The following is a 19,128-nucleotide window of genomic DNA, read 5'->3' as shown; positions in this document are numbered from 1 at the left end:
CATATGAATCTGCAACAGGATGAACAAGTCCAGCCTGGACGAGGAGCAAGTGTAATGGAGCCAACGCACGGTGAAAAGTTTAACTCAGCTACGTCTGATCGACCTGCCAACACGACTCCTGCTCCGGTTCCACCTGCACTGGACGTTGTTAATGTTCATGCATCATTCCGTGAACGGCGTAGCAAGCTACCGGTTCTGAACGGCCTGTCCCTGACTGTGGAGCAAGGCGAGTTTGTTGCTATCGTTGGACCTTCTGGCTGTGGCAAGAGCACCCTGTTCCATATCATTGGCGGTCTGCTGAAGCCACAGGAAGGCCAAGTGCTTATGAACGGTCAGAATGTAACGGGACAGCGTGGCAAGATTAGTTATATGCCGCAACAGCCCGCCCTTTTCCCGTGGCGTACCATTGAAGATAATGTAATACTTGCTGGTGAAGTAGCTTCAAGTGCTCCACCTCGGGCTGAAGCACTTGCAGAGGCTCGAAAGTGGTTAAGCAGCGTGGGTCTTGCCGGGTTCGAGCAGGCCTATCCTCATATGCTGTCGGGCGGAATGCAGCAGCGTGCTGCATTTCTGCGTGCCCTGCTCAGTCCGCAGGAACTCATGCTACTGGACGAACCTTTCAGCGCGCTGGATGCACTGACACGTAGCGACATGCAACGCTGGCTGCTCGATATCTGGGAACAGAACCGCCGCTCGGTGCTGTTCATCACCCACAATATCGAAGAAGCATTGCTGCTAGCGGATAGGGTCTATGTATTATCCAACCGACCTGCAACGGTGTTGCACGAGGTACATGTTCCTTTTGATCGCCCAAGACGAGAAGAAATTACGGAGGAATCCGCTTTTCTGGAGCGCAAACGGCAGATTGCACAGTGGATGCGAGAAGAACAGCAGAAAGCCCGCCTATCTTGATAGTGCGGGTTTTTAAGTTATTTATTTCCTTTAATGGGTGATCCGCCATAAGAAATTCTGCGTAACATAGTTAGAATATAACTGAACACAAGGAGGAATTCCCTCGTGCATTCTCAAGCTTTTGCACCATTAATTGATGCTCATATTCACTTCGATCAGTATACCCCTGACGAACAACGCGAGATGCTGCTATCGTTTCCGTCTCAGCAGGTCGAAGCAGTCATTGCCGTGTCAATGAATCTCGCTTCTGCCCAGGCCAATCTGGAGCTTGCAAAACAACATCCACGTAACATCTATCCAGCCTTCGGTTTCCATCCGGAACAGGAACTGCCGTCCGTTGCGGAAATGGACCTGTTCTTCCAATGGATCGAGAAGCATATGGGACAAGCCACAGCCATAGGAGAAGTCGGTCTTCCCTATTACAACCGTTTGGAAGCTGAGCAGGCAGGGCAGCGCTTCGATCAGAGCGGGTACATTGAACTGCTTGAACGTTTCATCCAACTTGCCAAAAAGCACAACAAACCACTTGTCCTTCATGCGGTATATGAAGATGCGGATATCGTCTGTGATTTGCTGGAGCAAAATCAGTTCCGCCGCGCCCATTTCCACTGGTTCAAGGGATCTCGCGAAACCTTAAGGCGTATGGCGGACAACGGTTATTTCATTTCCTTCACGCCGGATATTCTATATGAAGAAGAAATTCGTGAACTCGCCCGGCAATATCCATCAGAACAAGTGATGGCCGAGACCGACGGACCTTGGCCCTTCGAAGGACCATTTCAGGGACGAATGACACACCCGGCCATGACCAGACAGGTCATCCAGGCATGGAGTGAAATCACTGGCATGGGAACCGAGCGGGCCGCCCGTCTCTTTTATCAGAACACAAAGCGTTTCTATGGCTTAACTTGAGTACAATCAGGTAACAGCAAGTACACTCGCTTGTCCTGCCAGCACAGCACAAAGAAGCCAGTCGGCTTCGCCACCGACTGACTTCTAATTTACATATATAATTTATCGCTTCAAGAAGCCTTTGCCTTCCAGGAACGGTCTCACTTGCAACCTTGTCGGCTCAGTCAGGCGCTTCGCCATCAGTTCGGACCATGGAGTCGTTCGTTCACCGTTAGTCCGTGCTTTCATGTACGCCGTCGTTGTCACATCATACTGATCAACACCTTTGATGCTCTGCTCGGCATTATAACGATTACGATGCAGAACTGCATTAAGTGGCAGACGCGGGCGAATTCCCGTTTCCTGATCTGCAACACCAATACACATGCCATACACCGGATATACCCCTTCCGGCAATTCCAACAGCTCAGCAACTTCCTCAATCCGGGTACGAAGCCCGCCAATATATACGATTCCGAACCCTAGTGACTCCGCTGCAAGAGCGGCGTTCTGGGAAGCCAGAGCAGCATCAATCGTGGCTACCATGAAATTCTCGGTTGAATCGGCATACGATTCCTTCTCAGGAAGGTGACGTATCGCAGCATCACTCAGCCGATACAGATCAGCACACCATACGAGAAACACCGGACATTCATTGACATAGGCCTGGTTGCCTGCCAATTCAGCCAGCTTGGCTTTTTGCTCTAAGTCAGTCACAGCAATTACGGTATAGGCTTGCACACTACTTGAAGAGGAAGCCATCTGCCCTGCAGATACAATGGCTGCAAGCTGCTCATCACTTACCGGGTCTGGCTTGAATTTGCGTACAGAGCGGTGTTTCATCATCAAATCAATGGTTTCATTCATGGCTGTTCACTCCCAATCCTCGTAGTACGAACTCAATTGTCTGCTCAGCAAGCTCGTCTGTATTCATATCCTGATAATCAAAGCCAAATCGTGAATTCTTGGCCCGTTTGTGCGCCAAAGCCACACCCATAACCTGAAGCATCGCATAAGATACGGACTCGATCTGGAACAATCCCTGGTCTTTTCCTTCTTGCAGCAGTTCCCTCACTCTGCTCCAAACAGGGTCCAGAAAACGAAATACAGTAGCTGTTCGATGTGTACGCAGTGTAATTTCAAGCTGTACAATATCGCTCATCTCCCGGTCCGTCATCGTGAACTTCACAACTTCACCGATAATTCGGCGGATACCTTCCACAGGCGAGGACATGGGCTCTTCCGCCAGCGAGTTCATTATATGCCCAGGGAAAAAATGCTCAAATAATGCTTCGAACACCTTTTCTTTTCCGCCAAAATGGTATGAGACCAGTGAAACATTCGCACCCGCCTCATCACAGATTTGACGAACACTCGTCCCGTCATACCCCTGCTGTGCAAAAAGCTTCTTGGCTGCAAGCAATATCCTCGTTTTGATATCCAACTCCGGTTCCGTCATTCCGTCCCGCTCCCTCTTGTCCGTTCATTTCATTCGCTCCAGCTCAAGAGCCGTAGTCAGGTACTCTATCTGTCTATTATATTACACCAAGCACCCCGATGAAAATCATCGGGGTGCTTGTCCTATCCTATAAAGCAATGATATGCATCTTATACATCTGCTGTATTAGTTGTTCGCTTGAGCAGGGCTTGGAGCCATAGCTGGCATGCGTTGTTTTTTCAACAACGTCACGACCAGTGACAACGCAACAGCAATCAACAGTACAATGACGATAGAGCCTGCAGCAGACTGAACTCCTGGCCCTCCCAATTGAACGCTCATAATACCCTGAACGGCATATGTTGCTGGCAGGTACTGCCCAATGCCGCTATAGAAGCTATTCAGCAATTCACGCGGTACCATTGCACCGGAGGATACCAGTTGCAAGGACAGTGAGATGATGTTGAACAGACTTCCTGCTGGTCCGAAGCAGATCAGGAAGAACTGGGAGAAGAACATGAACGTGCACAGGAAGAGCGCCTGGAACAACCAGAATGCAACGAATCCTTGTGCAATCTGTCCTCCCAGTGCCACGATCAGCGATGATCCCAGCAAGGAAACGACCAATGCAGAACCCACATTAATGACTACTCTTGCGCCAAACAAAGTCAAGCGGGAATAGGTAGATGACAGCATACCCATGGCTGTCTGGAGGTTCATCCCCATGATCATGGCACCTACATAGGAAGCCAGTACCATCATCATCGGCACCATCTGATTATTCATCCCATTAACCGGGTTAATGGACGTTGTCGTTCCTTCCACTCGGGTAGTCAGGTTTGTAGCGGCTTCAGCAGCCTGATCGGCAGGTGCACCTGAAGCGGTTAACACCGTCTGTACCCCTTGTGCTGTAGCTTGTTTGTTAATCGTGTTTGTCACACTTTGTGATACACCTTGCATCATGCTTTTGATCGTAACCGGGTTCGCTTCATTAATGGTGTATTTAATCTCGGCGGTTGAGCCAGCCGTCTGAAGCAATTCGTTAAACCCAGCCGGGATATCCAGCACCATGTGTACTTGGTGATGATTCAGCTGGTCCAACGCTTCAGCCGCACTTAGATTGGATACGGTATGGAAAGGCAGTGTTCCTGCGAGCGAATCCGCGATTCCTTTGGACATTTCTCCGTCCTCGTTCACAATCGCAACCGTCAATTCTTTCGCACGGTCATTTACTCCAGAATATGCGGTCATCCAGATCACGCTAAAGATCACTTGGAACATAAGTGCTGTTACGATCCCTACAATCACTGGCGGTTTTTTAAACAATGTACGTAAAGCCTGTAACATAAAAGGTGTCCTCCATTACTCAAATAGTTCTAATTTGATTTAAACAGTTGTTTGAATCAAACGATCGTTTAAATTTTATGTGAATATGTCCATATTGTCAACTCATTTTTTGAAAAATTCAGAAAACGTAAGCTTTATTCATGAATACAATTGATCCATTTTCACAAAAGAGCATTATGCTTTCCTTTCTCCGTAGAAAAGAACATCTAATACCACCGATTTAGGCTTACTTTCTGGCGACTCAATTATATTTTTCTCAACAAAAAACACGGTCCGCCGCAGCGAACCGCGTATTTATTCATCCTCACTTCATTGACAATGAGGCGTTGAATATATCTCCAAACAAAGGTCAGTCATTTCTCTTCAGCTTCATGCGTTGCAGACGTAGGGAATTTAAGACAACCGACACGGAGCTGAACGCCATTGCCGCCCCTGCCAGCCATGGAGCCAAGAAGCCAACTGCCGCAATGGGAATACCAATCACGTTGTATCCGAGTGCCCAGAACAAGTTTTGTTTGATGTTCCCCATCGTACGCCGGCTCATCTCAATGGCATCTGCAATGCTGTTCAGATCACCACGCATCAATGTAATATCCGCCGCTTCCATCGCTACATCCGTTCCTGTTCCGATGGCCATCCCAATATCAGCAGTAGCCAGTGCTGGAGCATCATTAATGCCGTCACCTACCATCGCGACTTTCAGGCCACTCTCCTGAAGTTTCTTCACTTCCGCAGCTTTACCTTCCGGCAGCACCTCAGCCAGAACTTTACCGATCCCTGCCTGTTCTGCTACAGCGCGAGCTGTGCGCTCATTGTCTCCCGTAATCATGATGACATCGATCCCCATCGCCTGAAGACGACCGATGGCTTCACGAGAGGTATCCTTGATGGTGTCAGCCACAGCCACGATCCCTGCCCACTGACCATCTACCGCTACCAGCATCGCTGTACGCCCTTGTTCCTCCAGACGGTTCATCTGCTGAACGGTTTCCTCAGAGACATTCACCTGTGCATCTGCAAGCAAACGACGCGTGCCGACCAGAATTTCCTGCCCTTTTGCTGAAGCTCGCACGCCGTATCCCGGTATGTTCTCGAACTTCTCTGTTGGGGTTAACTCCAGACCTTTGGCACGGATACCAGCAACAATCGCCTCTGCCAGTGGATGCTCTGAACTCTGTTCGGCCGCTCCCACTCGCTCAAGCAGATCAGATTCCGTCCAATTCGGAGCCGTGACAACATCGGTAAGGACCGGTTTACCTTGAGTTACTGTACCTGTTTTGTCGAGCACCACGGTCTGAATCTGTTGTGCCGACTCCAGATGTTCGCCGCCCTTGAACAGAATGCCATATTCAGCCGCACGTCCTGATCCAGCCATGACAGAAGTCGGCGTTGCCAGCCCTAGTGCACATGGACAAGCAATGACAAGCACGGCAATCGCTTTTTCAAGGGAACCGGCGAAGTCACCCGGACTTGCAAACAGATACCAAATCAGGAATGTCAGCGTAGCTATGCCGACAACAATCGGAACAAAAATGCCTGAAATGACATCTGCGATCCGCTGGATCGGTGCTTTGGAGCCCTGAGCTTGCTCGACTACTTTAATAATCTGGGACAAAGCCGTATCCGATCCCACTCGGGTCGCACGTAGTCGTAATACCCCGTTTTTGTTCAGCGTAGCACCTGTAACGGCATCTCCCGGTTTTTTATCCACGGGAAGGCTCTCTCCACTAAGCATGGATTCATCCACAGAGGATTGCCCCTCTTCAACGATACCATCCACCGGGATGCTGTCCCCCGGCTTCACCAGGACCAAATCACCCACCGCAACATATGCGGCAGGAACTATCACTTCCTGTCCATCACGAATGACACGAGCTTCACGTGGAGCCAGTTCAATTAGGCTTTTGATCGCCTGTGAAGAGCGACCTTTCGCCACAGCTTCGAACCATTTTCCCAGTAAAATTAACGTAATCAGAATTGCACTTGTCTCATAATAGAGTTCTACGGAAGGCATGGCGGCTGTGCTCGTTCCCATTGCGCCGTGATCCATCGTCGTCGTAGAAGGTAAGTATCCACTGGATAACGTCAGATACAGACTATAGAAAAACGCTGCACTGGTACCCAATGCGACGAGAACGTCCATATTGGCACTGCGGTTACGTAAGGCTTTGTACGCCCCCACATAGAATTGCCACCCAATCACGAACTGTACCGGCGTTGCCAGCAGCAGCTGGAACCAAGGGTTCATGAATAGTTCGGGGACATAGATTCCGGATGTGAACGAGAAATGCCCCACCATTGCCCACAGCAACGGAATCGATAATAAAGCAGATATCATCCATTTCCACTTTTTGCGTTGCAGCTCACGTTCACGAACCGATGTGGTCTCTTCTTGTGTCAATTGCAGTTCAGCACCGTATCCCATCTGCTTGATCTTGGCGGTAATATCCGAAGGTTTCAATGCACCAGCGGCATATTCGATATGCCCTGTTTCCAGCGCCAGATTCACATTCGCCTGAGATACCCCCGGTAGTCGGGAAAGACCTTTTTCAATCCGGGCAGAACAAGCAGCACACGTCATACCTGTGATGTTCAGATCAACCGATTCTGACACCGTACCGTAGCCCAATGCTTCCACCTTATCTCGCAACGCATTCACGTTGGTTGTCTTTGGATCATAAGAAACGGTTGCCTGTTCGATGGCCAGATTCACATTGGCCTGCTGAACCCCTTCCATGCGGGACAATCCCTTCTCCACTCGTGTCGAACATGCAGCACAGGTCATCCCCGTGATGTGCAGTGTTGTCTTTAGTCCTGGTGCGTCTGCCATAGGTGGCATTGGGGTTGGTTCGGATGATCTATCCATTGGTTTATTCGTTGAGTTATCCATCATGTCAGCTCCTTTCATGTCGATTCAATTTTTGTATGTTGCACCCATTATACCCCCAAGGGGTATATATCAGACAGAAAATTAGGCTTAAACCTGACTCTTGGGAAAAGGTACTCTGACCTCTTTTTCGCCCATGAGCATGTTCGGTTTAAGCCTGTGATCCCTTTAGACTACATCGTATCCCTGATCTTCAATGGCAGCTTTGATCTGATCCACGTTCACCGTCTGCTCATCATATTCCACCGCTACCGTTCCCGCTGCCAGATCAACCTTACCACTCGCACCGGTATTCTTTACAGCTTCTTCAACCGACTTCACACAGTGATTGCAAGACATTCCCGTAACGTTCAACGTAACATTAGACATTCTAAATTCCTCCTTGGGGTATATTACAATGATAAAATTAAATATGTGAATTGATTCAGCTTACTTCATTAACTTCCGCATCGTAACCAGCAGTTCATCCACAACCTCATGTTCACCAGCCTGAATACGCTCAACGATACAGCTCTTCATATGGCCTTCAAGCAAAAGTTTGCCTACTGAATTAAGTGCAGACTGAGCCGCCGCAATCTGTGTCAGCACATCATCACAGTACGTATCCTTCTCGATCAATCCCTTGATCCCGCGAATCTGACCTTCCACACGGTTCAAACGAGAAACCAGGTTACTCTTCATCTCCTGTGAATGGTGACTCTTGCGCACATGCTTCCCATCACTGCCCTCGGTATGACAGGATACCGCTTCTTGAACTGTAGCCAAAGCTTCCGTTGAATCTGACTTGGAGGATTGCAAAGGTTCCTCGGGATGGCTCTGATGATCCATCATGAACACCCCTTTTCTTTCGTTCTTTTCTAAGAGTAACATACCCCATGGGGGTATTCAAGAGTGTTTTGATATTTTAATTAAAATGGATGATTTACTCCCTAATTAAATAGAGCGGTGATCTTACAAGGTATACTCCATTCTGCTGCTGCGGACGACCAGACCCATCTGTTCATAGAAAGCCTGTGCCCCAGAGTTAAAAGTCGACACGGACAATTCCACGCTGTCTGCCTGAAGCTCTCTCCCTAGCTCGATGAATGCTTGTAGTAACTGTTTGCCTGTTCCTTGGCCCCGATGCTTGTTATCCACTACAAGTTCATGGATGTACAACATCTTGCGATCCACCATCAATGGGTTATCCTGAATTACACTTAACTGCACACTCCCGTAACCCAGAATCAAGCCCGTTCCGGAAGACTCGGCAACATATAGGTAACGCTTGTCCGTTTCCAGCAGTTCGATGAACTCCTTTTTCTCCATTCTGGTCTCCAACGCTCTGTATAGATCCGGCCGCGCTTCGACATGCAGCTGGTGCAGCTCATCCATCAACAATGACACGCCAGAGTAGTCCCTCATTTCTGCCTTTCGGATGTTAATCGTACCTGTACTCATCCCCATCACTCTTTCGTCTACTGAATTTTACATTATTATACAACCAAAAAGCAGATACCATAAGGGTACCTGCTTCGCTAAATTTATCTTCATTCCATCTAGCCCATATGATGCTCATGTTGTTTATTTTTTCGAAGAAGTATTTCCTTCATTAAAAGCAACAGGTGATGGCTTCGCCGCCCATTCGTCCGCCTGCGGCTCAATGTCTACTCCGCTCAAAATCTTCTTTTTCTCCATCAAGGAATCCCCGTCTTCATCCAACTTGTTGCGAATTTCCGCCTCGTCCTGAGGTTGATTGTTCTGTGTCATCATAGAGTCCTCCCTTTTTTCGTATTCATGTTGATGTTCCTTTATATAACGTGCCCACTTTCTGCATTATCATTCTCTTCGAGGATCAGGCCGTCCCCAAGTTAAGCTAAATCCATCTCTAAACCCTTCCGTTAATCGAAATCAACCTGTTTATCCAAAATGACTTCCTCTACTTTGTATTCCATCTCTGGTATTGAGGGAATCAAGGAGAATCGAACGTTTTCCAGAGAAGAAGGAAGAGCAGGAACCACTCGGAAACTAATTTGCGTCTCCCCACCTCCTCCACGACTGCCATGTCTCATGGTGATATGTCTCTGTTCGCTGAATATTTCCAGAGCCAAATGTGGAACCATTTGTATACGCTCAGCTTCATTCCCCTTATATTGAATCTCCACATAAACGAGGCTTTCGCCTTCATATTGCATCGAATGCGTGATCATATACTCACACGAATCTTTGATCATTTTCTTCATAATCGGCACCACACTCGTCAATTGAAGAGGTTCACTTGGAAAGTAGTGTCTTTGCGGCATCGGTTGCACGCTACGGAGAACATATCGGATATCTTCCTCCTTCATATCCAGTAAGCTCACCCATTCATCGATGGTATTTTGAGGGGGTTGGTATTGGACTGCTCCGGTTATGTCCTTTCTGGCTGCAACCAGTTTCAGAAGTTGTTCATCAATCCGCTGTACCTCATCGCTGTATTCATTAGGAATTTCACGTAATTCACTCCAGCCCATATTTAATCACTCTCCTAATTTAATGACATGCCATGCAAATACAATTCGCTACTGTACCTGCATCCCCCTCTTAAAAAGGAAAGGACGCCCCTTGGGTCATATTCATGACCTTACGGGACGCCCTTTTTATATTGTCCACCTCAAATGGACATCATCTACTATTTTGCTTGTAACAATGAGCAAAAATGTATTGCCTTAACCAACCTATACCTGATCTTGGCGAGCAAGCGCGGCTAGTGCGCGTAGCGCTGCATTAATCTCGCGCTCCACCGCTTGTCCAACTGCATCCGTATGCGGATCATACTCGGCTGCCAGATCACTGTCCGCGAATCCATCGATCGCGATAATGGCTCCGGCGCGAGCGCCACGCAAGGTGCTGACGATGTAGAGCGCAGCAATTTCCATCTCGGCTGCAAGTGCTCCAGCCTGCTTGTATTTGCGATGTGGGATCTCTTCCACGCCTGCAAAGAACGCATCCAGTGTTACGGTAATACCAACGCCCACTTTGCCTGCAAAGGTTGCAGCATCCGTGCTTTCTTGCCCACGAGCAGCCTCGATCAACGCTTGTGTCACCCCAATGTCCGCTACCGCTGGGAAACCATCCGGCACCAGTTGGCGAGTCAACCCGTCCGTACGAACAGCGGCTGTACTCACAATCACACTGCCTGCCGGATAATCAGCTGTATACGATCCCGCTGTACCTACACGAATCAGAGTTGTTACACCCGCGCGAATCAATTCCTCGAAACAGACAGCCGCTCCAGGTGAACCTACACCATGGCTGACCACAGCAATCTGTACCCCTTCATACAATCCAACAAATGTACGATACTCCCGACTGAACGCCAGTTCTCTCGCCTGCTCCAGCTTACGGGAAATCTTCTCCGCACGTGCCGGATCACCGCAGACGATGGCGTATGCCGGCATGTCTTCCGAATGAATCTGCAAAATAGGCATCAACATATCAATCAAACTCCTTCTTCGTCCACTCGTCTTCCGGAATCGGCAGATCTTCACCCGAGAAGCGTTGTTCCTTGAACGGATCGGCAAAATGGTGGAAACCATTCACTTCCCAGAATCCGTTACGGTCTTCTGTCATAAACTCCAGACCACGTATCCACTTGGCACTCTTCCAGAAGTAAAGTTGTGGCACAACCATACGCAGCGGAAAACCATGCTTGGGTGTTAGTGGCTCGCCGTTATATTTGAATGCAAGCAATACATCATCATGCATCAATTCTTCGAGCGGTACATTTGTCTCATAATCATGATCCGCATGAATCATGACGTATTTTGCCTCCGGCTTAACCCCAAGAAGCTTCACAAAATCGGAAAAACGAATACCTTCCCACGGCGTATCGAATTTCGACCAACGGGTAACACAGTGAATATCACTCACCGTGTTCACTTGTGGCATCGCCTGCAACTCAGCTAAGGAGAACACCTTCTCCTCTTCTACTTCGCCGAATACCTTCAAGTCCCAGGTGGACAGGTCATATTCCGGCACTTCCCCTTCATGCAGAATCGGGAATTTCTCCGTCAGCATCTGTCCTGGCGGCAGCCGATCTCCGTGATCGTTGCCTGTTTTGGGTGCCGGGGTTTTACTTTTTTTCAAACGTTCAGCCTTGTTATGCAAGTGGAATTCCTCCTTCTTTTACTGTCTCTAACATAGACATTCAGAATTAACGCGAGCTTCCGCCCGCTTTCAGTGCATCCTGTGCATAGGTACGGTCTTTGAAAAAGAACATCGCGACCAGCGTCACAATATACGGCAGCATCAACGTGAAATGCGTTGGCAGGGAGAATCCTTGCAGACGAATACTCAATGCTTCCATGAAGCCAAACAGCACACTGGAGCCCATGACGCCAAGCGGATTCGCTTGTCCTAACATCGTTGCCACCAGCGCGATAAAACCACGACCAGCAGTCATGCCTTCGGTAAACATCGTTACCTGACCGAGTGACAACTGTGCTCCAGCCAGAGCACACAACACGCCGCACATCAGAACGGCACCATACTGGATGCCACGTACCTTGATCCCGATGCTCTGTGCTGCAATCGGGTTCTCACCTACGGAGCGCAAGCGGAAGCCGGATACACTTTTGAACAGATAAAATTGTAGTGCAATCACGAGCACAATACCGAGGTAAACCAGCGGACTATGTCCCGATATTACATCGCCCACCCACGGAATGTCCTTAATCAGCGGAATATCCCACTTGGGAAGTCCCACCATGTCTTTGTCGTAGTATGCACCTTTTACATCAAAAATCGCACGCAGTGCAAAGGTCGTCACCCCCGCAGCCAGGAAGTTAAGCGAGATCCCGACCACGATGGCGTTGGCTTTCAGATTAATGCTTATAAAGGCAAAGAGCGCCGAGAATAACATCACAATAATAATGGAAAAGAGTACAGCAAGCAGCACATTGCCAAATAGATAATTACCGACAATCGCGGAGAATGCACCGATCAGAACCAGTCCTTCAAGACCCACGTTAAACAGACCGACACGAGAACATAAAGCCCCACCGAGCGCTGCAAGCAGGATTGGAGTCATAATCCGCAAGGTTGAGCCAAACATGGCTGCATCAAACAGTTGTTGCATTGGACTTTTTCTCCTTTCTCCGCTTCAGGAATGAATAACCGATCTGAGCTGATACAAATAACGTCAATACAGCTTGGATGACACTGCCAACTTCCAGCGGTACATCCGTGTTCCGTTCCATCCCCATGGCACCCGTCTGTAGCGCAGCCAGCAAAATAGCTGCTACAGCTGTACCGAGTGGATGCGAGCGGGCAAGCAACGTTGCCATAATGCCGCTCCATGCGTAACTTGCCGATGACAATGAGCCATCAAGGAAACGGTACTGTGTACCGAGCACTTCCCCCGCACCCGCGAGTCCAGCAAGTCCACCACTGATGACCATGGACAGCATCATCATGCGAATGCGGCGAACACCACCGTAGGTTGCAAAGGACGGGTTGCTGCCGAGCATGCGGATCTCGTAACCAGTCACCGTTTTATGCGTGAACCAGTAGATCAGAATGGCCGCTACAATGGCAATAATGAAGCCAGCATGCAGTCCCATGCCCTGGAACAACTTCGGCAACCAGATACTCTGGTCAATCATCGGAGTCTGTGCCATCGCTGCAGATCCTGTGCGGTCCTTAAATGGATAGGAGACCATGTAGCCCCCGAAATAAATGGCAATATAGTTAAGTAGTAAGGTTGTGATCAACAAGTTCATCCCGAAGCGTGCATCCAGCCAGCCTGCAAACAGGGACCAGATTCCCCCGGCAATAATACCTGCCACAATCGCAGCAATACACACAAACCAGCCTGGTCCTGGCAGATAGAGCGCCGTGAGCGCGGCACTAAGCCCGCCAAGAATCATCTGGCCTTCGGCTCCCATATTGAAGAATCCGGCACGGAATGCCAATGCTACGCCAAGTCCCGCCAAGATGATTGGTGTGGAACGAGCCAACGTATTGGTGAAGAAGTAGAAGTTACCGAAGGCCCCTTTCCACATCTCCGCATACGTATCCACCACATTACCGCCAACGATCAGAATCGCCACAGCCCCTGCAATCAGACCGATGAATACGGCAAGCAGCGGCTGTACGAGTCCGCGAAGTGTTTCTTTTACCCGATTCATATCCGCTCTTTCCCTCCTGCCATTAACAAACTGATCTGTTCCTCAGTCGCTTCTTCTGCTCTCAGTTCTCCGGCAATTTCGCCTTCATACATGACAATAATCCGATCAGATAATTGCAAAATCTCCGACAACTCGGATGAAATGAGCAGAATACCCGCGCCCTCACTGCGTTTACGCAACAATTCGGCATGTATCGTCTCCATCGCTCCGATATCCACACCACGTGTTGGTTCGGCTGCAATCAGAAACGGTGTATCCTGTGCAAATTCACGGGCAGCAATCAACTTCTGCAAGTTTCCTCCGGACAGAAACTGTGCCTTGGTTTCCGCAGAACCCGTCTTGATGCTGAACTGTTGGATCCAACTCTCTACCATTGTTCTTGCTGCTTTGGCTTTGATAATACCGCGTGACTGCAAGCGATGATGGTGTCCCATCAGCCCGTTCTCGCGAACACTCGCATCCTTGGCCGCTCCCCACATATAACGATCTTCCGGGATATGAGCAAGTCCATGCTCCCTTATGCGCCGTACAGGCCAGTTGGTTGTATCCTGCCCGGAGAGTACAACGCGACCACTATCCGCCTTACGCAGTCCAGCAATGACCTGAATCAGTTCCGACTGGCCGTTACCTGAGATGCCTGCTATGCCAACGACCTCACCTTTACGAACTTCCATATGGATGTCCTTGAGCGCCGAACGATCCTTCGCTCCGGACAGATTAACCCCTTCCACCTGAAGCACCGCTTCCGCTGGTACCGATGGTTGCTTGTCCATACGCACAAGTTCACGACCAACCATCAGACGGGATAACTCCTCCACATGTGTATCCTTGGCTTCCAACGTACCTGTCACCTGACCATCCCGAAGCACCGTGATTCGGTCGGCTACATCCATGACTTCTTGCAGCTTGTGCGTGATTAGTACAAAGGTTTTGCCCAGCTTGGCGAGCGATTTCATGTTCGCCAGCAGTTCCTTCACTTCAAGCGGTGTCAGTACCGCCGAAGGTTCGTCCAATATAATGATGTCTGCGCCCTGATGCAGCACCTTGAGAATTTCAACACGCTGCTGCATGCCAAGCGGGCACTCGGACACTTTTTTCCATGGGTCAACCGGCATGCCATATTGTCTGCCAAGCTCATTTACTTGGGCTGCTGCCTTTTTGCGATCAAATGCGCCTGCCTTAGCCGGTTCGCGTCCAATCACGATGTTCTCCGCCACCGTAAAGGAAGGGAACAGCATGAAATGCTGATGCACCATACCGATGCCACTTGCCATCGCCTGGGACGGCGTGGCAAAGCTCACCTCACGTCCACGGACTTTGATTGTGCCTGACGTGGGCTGTTCCATACCATACAGCATACGCATCAAGGTTGTTTTACCGGCCCCGTTCTCACCTACAAGGGCATGAATCTCTCCCTCACGCAAATTAAAACGGATGTCACGATTAGCGGTGAAGCTGCCGTATTTCTTCGTAATCTGCTCCATCTCCAACAGCATATCTTGCGTTCGCTCCCCTCAGTTCAATTTAAAAAGGTTACACTCGCCACTACGATGACAGAATAACCTTCCGATCGCCGTTATCGTGTAAACGATAAGTTGAACATATACTGGTCATTTAATAGCAGCAAAACCGGCTGCCTGATCGGGCAGCCGGCTGATCATTTCCATCACTCATTCATTGAAAAGAACATTCGAAACTATTGTTGCAGTGGATCTTTGACTACGATTTTGCCGGATACGATATCATCCTTGATTGCTTTAACCTTGTCGATCACTTCTTGTCCGACAAAAGCATTCAATGGAGATTCGCTGTCACGTGTAACGTAAGTCAGGCCTACACCGTCTTCTTTCAAACCGTAGTTTACTGCACCTGCTTTGAAGTTGCCTTCTACGAAATCTTTCACGGTCTCATAAGCAACCGTATCGGTTGACTTCAATTGAGACAATACGATATGTTCCGGGTCTTCAACGGTACGATCCGTATCCTGACCGGAAGTGTAGAAGCCTTTTTCTTTCGCTGCTTCGAACACGCCGAGATCACCTACAGCGGATGCGCCAGCGATGAAGTCAGCGCCTTTGCCGAATTGTACCAGCGCCAATTCTTTTGCTTTGGCCGGGTCATTAAATCCACCTACATAGTTCACGAGGAATTCTGCACCCGGATTCACGGATTCCAATCCAGCTTTGAAACCTTCCGTATATTTCTTGATCAATGGTACATCCATTGCTGCGATCATGCCGACTTTGTCTGTTTTGGTGGACAATCCAGCAGCTGCACCGAGCAGGTACGCCCCTTCATATTCACGGAAACCAACGCTACGAACGTTAGGAAGATCAACGGTTGTATCTACAATCGCAAAGGACTTGTCCGGATTCTCTGCTGCAACTTTCTTCAATGCATCTTCTGCCTGGAAAGTTGCTGTAATAATCAGATCATAATTCTCGGCAACCGCAGCACGCAGATTTTGTTCAAATGCTGCCGGGTCTGTCGATTCAATCGTCTTGGTATCTACTTTGAATTCTTCGCCTGCTTTTTTGAAACCTTCATCCATCTGTACAAAGAAAGGGTTAACCCCTATTTTTTCGGGAAGTACGAGGGCCATCCGAAGAGATTTCTCCGAATCACTGCCTTGGGCGGATTGTTCGTCTTTGGAAGCCGAATTCCCACAAGCTGCCAACAAAATAGCCAACATGATGATCGATAAGACGAACGATAAACCTCTTTTCATTTTGAAAATACCCCTTTTCAACATTCTTTTTTCTTATCCTAGCGGATACTGTCGATCCTTGTCAATAAATCTTTGAGCGTATACACTCAAATAGAATATAATTGACAATTCGCTTTCTACCAAGCTTTGGAAACCGTTCTGTATCAAGCTTTTTTCGTTGACATCCAGCGCGTCTCCGTGCTAAAGTCAATCCAATTATTCTATTCTTATAGGAATTGTCAGAATTATGACCCAAAGCTGATTATTTTCCAACCCATTCTAAGGAGGCTATTCATTTGAAAAAAATCACCCAGATCACGTTGGCGGCCCTACTCGCCGCTCCGGTAACACTCGGCAGCCTTAGCTTGCCCTCTTCCGCTTCTGCAGCATCTACAACTCCGGCTAAACCCTCCACCTCACAAAGTGTCAAAGGACCTGTAGCTCAGGCTCCAGTTGCTTACACGGAAAGCGCAGCGGATTTTGCTCAATTCTTGCAAGCGAAATACAACATTCTATTGCCGCAACAGATTACCAAAGGTGATTTCATTCAAGCCATTGCAGCCATCACGGAAGCAACTCAAGCAAGTGACAGTGAAGCTAACGCTCCTGTCTTTACCGATCTGTCTTCTGGTGATTCTTCATATGCCGCTGCCGTATCCTTATACAATAATGGGGTTCTTACGGGTACAGAAGTACGTGCCAAGGATCAACTGAGCACTTATGCCGCCGTCTTCATCGCGGTGAAAGCAGCCGGATTCAAGGAACTCGCTTATACATATCCCACAGAGAAAACGGCCAAAGCACTTGCCAAAGTTGGCATTAAACCAAACCGTGTTCAGGGACAAGCCGCACAGGAGCTGGCTGCTGCGATCGATACAGGCCTGATTCCTGAAAGCCTATACCCCGCTCTCATTAAGGGTGGCGTAGCAAGTAAAGATTTCGCTGATACTTTGCTTGGACGCGTATTGGTCAGTCAAGGGAAATACAAACATGAGATTGGGCGTTCCGGCGATGCGGACATCTATTCCAAACTGTATGCTGCATATCGCACAGCGGATCTGATCGAATCACCTGAGCTGAGAAAGATTGTGGATCAGGCGCTGCGAGATGATCTCGTAACAGGTTACAATCTGAAGGATAGCCGCTTTGATTCCAACTTTATCGATGAACTGACACTTACCTACGGCCACGATAATATTCAACATGCTGTACAGTTGGTTGGTTTACTGCGTAGCGAAGGTATTGATGCTGATGTGCAATTCCAGCCGAAGACATCTGCCTTCATTTATTTGAAGGAATGGGGCGAGCCGAAGGAAACGCCAGACTATAAAGTGACACAGATCGAGAACGGTAACTATATTGCTTCTGCGAAGGAATATGATATTCAGTTCGAGTTCAACAATGTGGCAGACAAAGTTCGCTTCAACGACATTGTGCTGAAATATGCCAAAAAGAATAGTGACAGTACATCTCCACTGATTCTCAACTCCTGGTGGCAACCGCTGTATTATTCACCAACCGCATTGGCGAACTACCCTGTCATTTCCAATAATAAGATCGCGCTTGGCAATTACTATGCTCAGTCCTTCTCTCTGAAAGAAAATGCCAAATCCATTCGGGAAGGTTTCCTGAAACTGGCACCTGATGCGGACATTACGACGTATGACTTCTGGGTGGACCAGCCTTTCTTCAACTATCTGAACGGTGGATCTGAATAAAATAAATTCCGTCTTCAACCGAATTAAAGCTCGTATTTTGGCACCATAAGCAGCCGTCCTTACCGAATTTTACAGGGGTTTCGACCCCTAGATTCGTAAAGGCGGTTTTTTGTTCAGCATTTTGCAAATTTCTTCTACAAAATCATTTTTCTCATGCAGGAATTACCAATATAAGGTCGAATCCTTTATGTACACAAACACGCAATCATATTGCATATCTCCGCACGAACAGGAGTTACTCCATGGTATATGACGGTATTCTACTAGGCTTGATCGTTGGATTTTTTCGGGGCGGGTTGCGGCATGGGCTCAACCAGTTTGCAGCACTCAAGCTGCGAAGTGGCTGGATTTTCCCTGTATTGCTGCTAATCCAGTTCTTTATTTTCTATCTCCAGGAACGATTCGAATGGGTGGCATCCATTAATGGATATCTCTTTGCTGCCGTCTACATTACAGGGCTCGCTTTCCTGTGGCTCAACAGACACCATACCGGTTTCATGCTCATCTGGATTGGGGTATTTCTCAATTTTGCCGTTATGGCTGTAAACGGTGGGCGCATGCCTGTTTCTGTGGAAGCCTCCGCTGTACTGGGCCCCTACTATGTAGACATGCTCAGGGAAGGCGGCGCCGTATCAAAGCATTTTATGATGGATGCATCTACAAATCTGCCTTTTCTCGGTGATATCATCCCACTCTCCAGCCCTTATCCACGGACTCAGGTCATCAGCATCGGTGATGTGGTCATGAATATTGGCATATTCCTTTTTATTCAATACATGATGGTGAATCGGGACAAAAAGGCTGTGCAACCTGCTAAAACTCATCAGGCTTGAAGAAAACAGGTAGACTCCAAGGAAGGGAGGTCTTCTCCATGAAAAAATTTGAAGGTGTGAAATATTCCCGCATTGTCATCAACGCAATCATCGTGGCTTCTGTCGTTGTAGCATTAACTTCGGGATACAAGCTGGGCGGCTAGTATCCATACCGCCAAACAAGACAAACAGGCTGCCAGCGGCCTGTTTTTTCTGTCTGGATTTTTGGCAGGCAACTTGGTATGTTATACATCTATATAGTATATC

Annotated in this window: 19 protein-coding genes; 4 read left to right on the top strand and 15 right to left on the bottom strand. The window is 48.5% G+C overall.

The genetic code is table 11. From position 1 onward, the window contains the following. The first annotated feature begins 3 nt into the window (after positions 1 to 3). Positions 4 to 912: an ABC transporter ATP-binding protein gene (locus tag C170_RS28045; RefSeq protein WP_036616721.1), complete on the top strand. Its 909-nt coding sequence runs from the start codon at positions 4 to 6 to the stop codon at positions 910 to 912. Positions 913 to 1,017: 105 nt separating this feature from the next. Next, on the top strand, positions 1,018 to 1,824 hold the full coding sequence (locus C170_RS28040) for a TatD family hydrolase (protein WP_036616718.1): 807 nt from the start codon (positions 1,018 to 1,020) through the stop codon (positions 1,822 to 1,824). 102 nt (positions 1,825 to 1,926) lie between these two features. Here the strand turns inward: C170_RS28040 and nfsA are convergent, their stop codons facing one another. From nfsA to C170_RS27965, 15 genes are all read right to left on the bottom strand, one after another. After that, positions 1,927 to 2,670, bottom strand: a complete 744-nt coding sequence (gene nfsA, locus C170_RS28035) for an oxygen-insensitive NADPH nitroreductase (protein WP_036616715.1) — start codon at positions 2,668 to 2,670, stop codon at positions 1,927 to 1,929. Next, a complete protein-coding gene (locus tag C170_RS28030) occupies positions 2,663 to 3,262 on the bottom strand; it encodes a TetR family transcriptional regulator (RefSeq protein WP_036616712.1) in 600 nt (199 codons plus the stop codon). The genes nfsA and C170_RS28030 overlap by 8 nt, the downstream gene beginning before the upstream one ends. A gap of 165 nt (positions 3,263 to 3,427) precedes the next feature. Continuing rightward, a complete protein-coding gene (locus C170_RS28025; protein ID WP_036616709.1) occupies positions 3,428 to 4,588 on the bottom strand; it encodes a YhgE/Pip domain-containing protein in 1,161 nt (386 codons plus the stop codon). A 349-nt stretch (positions 4,589 to 4,937) separates the two neighbouring features. Beyond that, the gene (locus C170_RS28020; RefSeq protein ID WP_442789469.1) at positions 4,938 to 7,427 is read right to left on the bottom strand and encodes a heavy metal translocating P-type ATPase; all 2,490 of its coding nucleotides are present in this window, start codon (positions 7,425 to 7,427) and stop codon (positions 4,938 to 4,940) included. Between the two features lie 216 nt (positions 7,428 to 7,643). Continuing rightward, positions 7,644 to 7,844: a copper ion binding protein gene (locus C170_RS28015; RefSeq protein WP_017691004.1), complete on the bottom strand. Its 201-nt coding sequence runs from the start codon at positions 7,842 to 7,844 to the stop codon at positions 7,644 to 7,646. A 60-nt stretch (positions 7,845 to 7,904) separates the two neighbouring features. Then, positions 7,905 to 8,303 carry a metal-sensitive transcriptional regulator gene (locus C170_RS31455; protein ID WP_235200851.1) on the bottom strand — a complete coding sequence of 133 codons (399 nt, stop codon included), beginning with the start codon at positions 8,301 to 8,303 and terminating at the stop codon, positions 7,905 to 7,907. 123 nt (positions 8,304 to 8,426) lie between these two features. Next, entirely contained in the window at positions 8,427 to 8,915 is a 489-nt protein-coding gene (locus tag C170_RS28005) for a GNAT family N-acetyltransferase (RefSeq protein WP_036616706.1), read from the bottom strand. 123 nt (positions 8,916 to 9,038) lie between these two features. Further along, the gene (locus tag C170_RS28000) at positions 9,039 to 9,224 is read right to left on the bottom strand and encodes a hypothetical protein (protein WP_036616704.1); all 186 of its coding nucleotides are present in this window, start codon (positions 9,222 to 9,224) and stop codon (positions 9,039 to 9,041) included. 131 nt (positions 9,225 to 9,355) lie between these two features. Further along, positions 9,356 to 9,967 (bottom strand): hypothetical protein, encoded by a 612-nt coding sequence (locus C170_RS27995; protein WP_036616702.1) that lies wholly within the window; start codon positions 9,965 to 9,967, stop codon positions 9,356 to 9,358. A 204-nt stretch (positions 9,968 to 10,171) separates the two neighbouring features. After that, positions 10,172 to 10,930, bottom strand: coding sequence for a nucleoside phosphorylase (locus C170_RS27990; protein ID WP_036616700.1), 759 nt, complete (start codon positions 10,928 to 10,930; stop codon positions 10,172 to 10,174). Between the two features lies 1 nt (position 10,931). Then, positions 10,932 to 11,603, bottom strand: a complete 672-nt coding sequence (locus tag C170_RS27985) for a sulfite oxidase-like oxidoreductase (protein ID WP_017691010.1) — start codon at positions 11,601 to 11,603, stop codon at positions 10,932 to 10,934. Positions 11,604 to 11,649: 46 nt separating this feature from the next. Beyond that, positions 11,650 to 12,573, bottom strand: a complete 924-nt coding sequence (locus tag C170_RS27980; protein ID WP_017691011.1) for an ABC transporter permease — start codon at positions 12,571 to 12,573, stop codon at positions 11,650 to 11,652. Further along, positions 12,557 to 13,624, bottom strand: a complete 1,068-nt coding sequence (locus tag C170_RS27975; protein WP_036616697.1) for an ABC transporter permease — start codon at positions 13,622 to 13,624, stop codon at positions 12,557 to 12,559. Before C170_RS27975 ends, C170_RS27980 begins: the two co-directional genes overlap by 17 nt. After that, on the bottom strand, positions 13,621 to 15,120 hold the full coding sequence (locus tag C170_RS27970; protein WP_036616693.1) for an ABC transporter ATP-binding protein: 1,500 nt from the start codon (positions 15,118 to 15,120) through the stop codon (positions 13,621 to 13,623). The genes C170_RS27975 and C170_RS27970 overlap by 4 nt, the downstream gene beginning before the upstream one ends. 200 nt (positions 15,121 to 15,320) lie before the next feature. Further along, complete coding sequence (locus C170_RS27965; protein WP_036616691.1) at positions 15,321 to 16,352, bottom strand: BMP family lipoprotein; 1,032 nt, start codon at positions 16,350 to 16,352, stop codon at positions 15,321 to 15,323. Positions 16,353 to 16,627: 275 nt separating this feature from the next. On the opposite strand from C170_RS27965, the gene C170_RS27960 reads away from it, so the two are divergent. Next, complete coding sequence (locus C170_RS27960) at positions 16,628 to 18,049, top strand: hypothetical protein (RefSeq protein WP_036616688.1); 1,422 nt, start codon at positions 16,628 to 16,630, stop codon at positions 18,047 to 18,049. Between the two features lie 242 nt (positions 18,050 to 18,291). Next, complete coding sequence (locus C170_RS27955) at positions 18,292 to 18,882, top strand: DUF5317 domain-containing protein (protein WP_036616686.1); 591 nt, start codon at positions 18,292 to 18,294, stop codon at positions 18,880 to 18,882. Positions 18,883 to 19,128: the final 246 nt, after the last annotated feature.

Origin of the sequence: Paenibacillus sp. FSL H7-689 (assembly GCF_000517905.1) — a bacterium.
Taxonomy (GTDB): Bacteria; Bacillota; Bacilli; order Paenibacillales; family Paenibacillaceae; genus Paenibacillus; species Paenibacillus amylolyticus.
The sequence above is the reverse complement of the archived record's forward strand: the minus strand, read 5'-3'. Positions and strand labels throughout refer to the sequence as shown.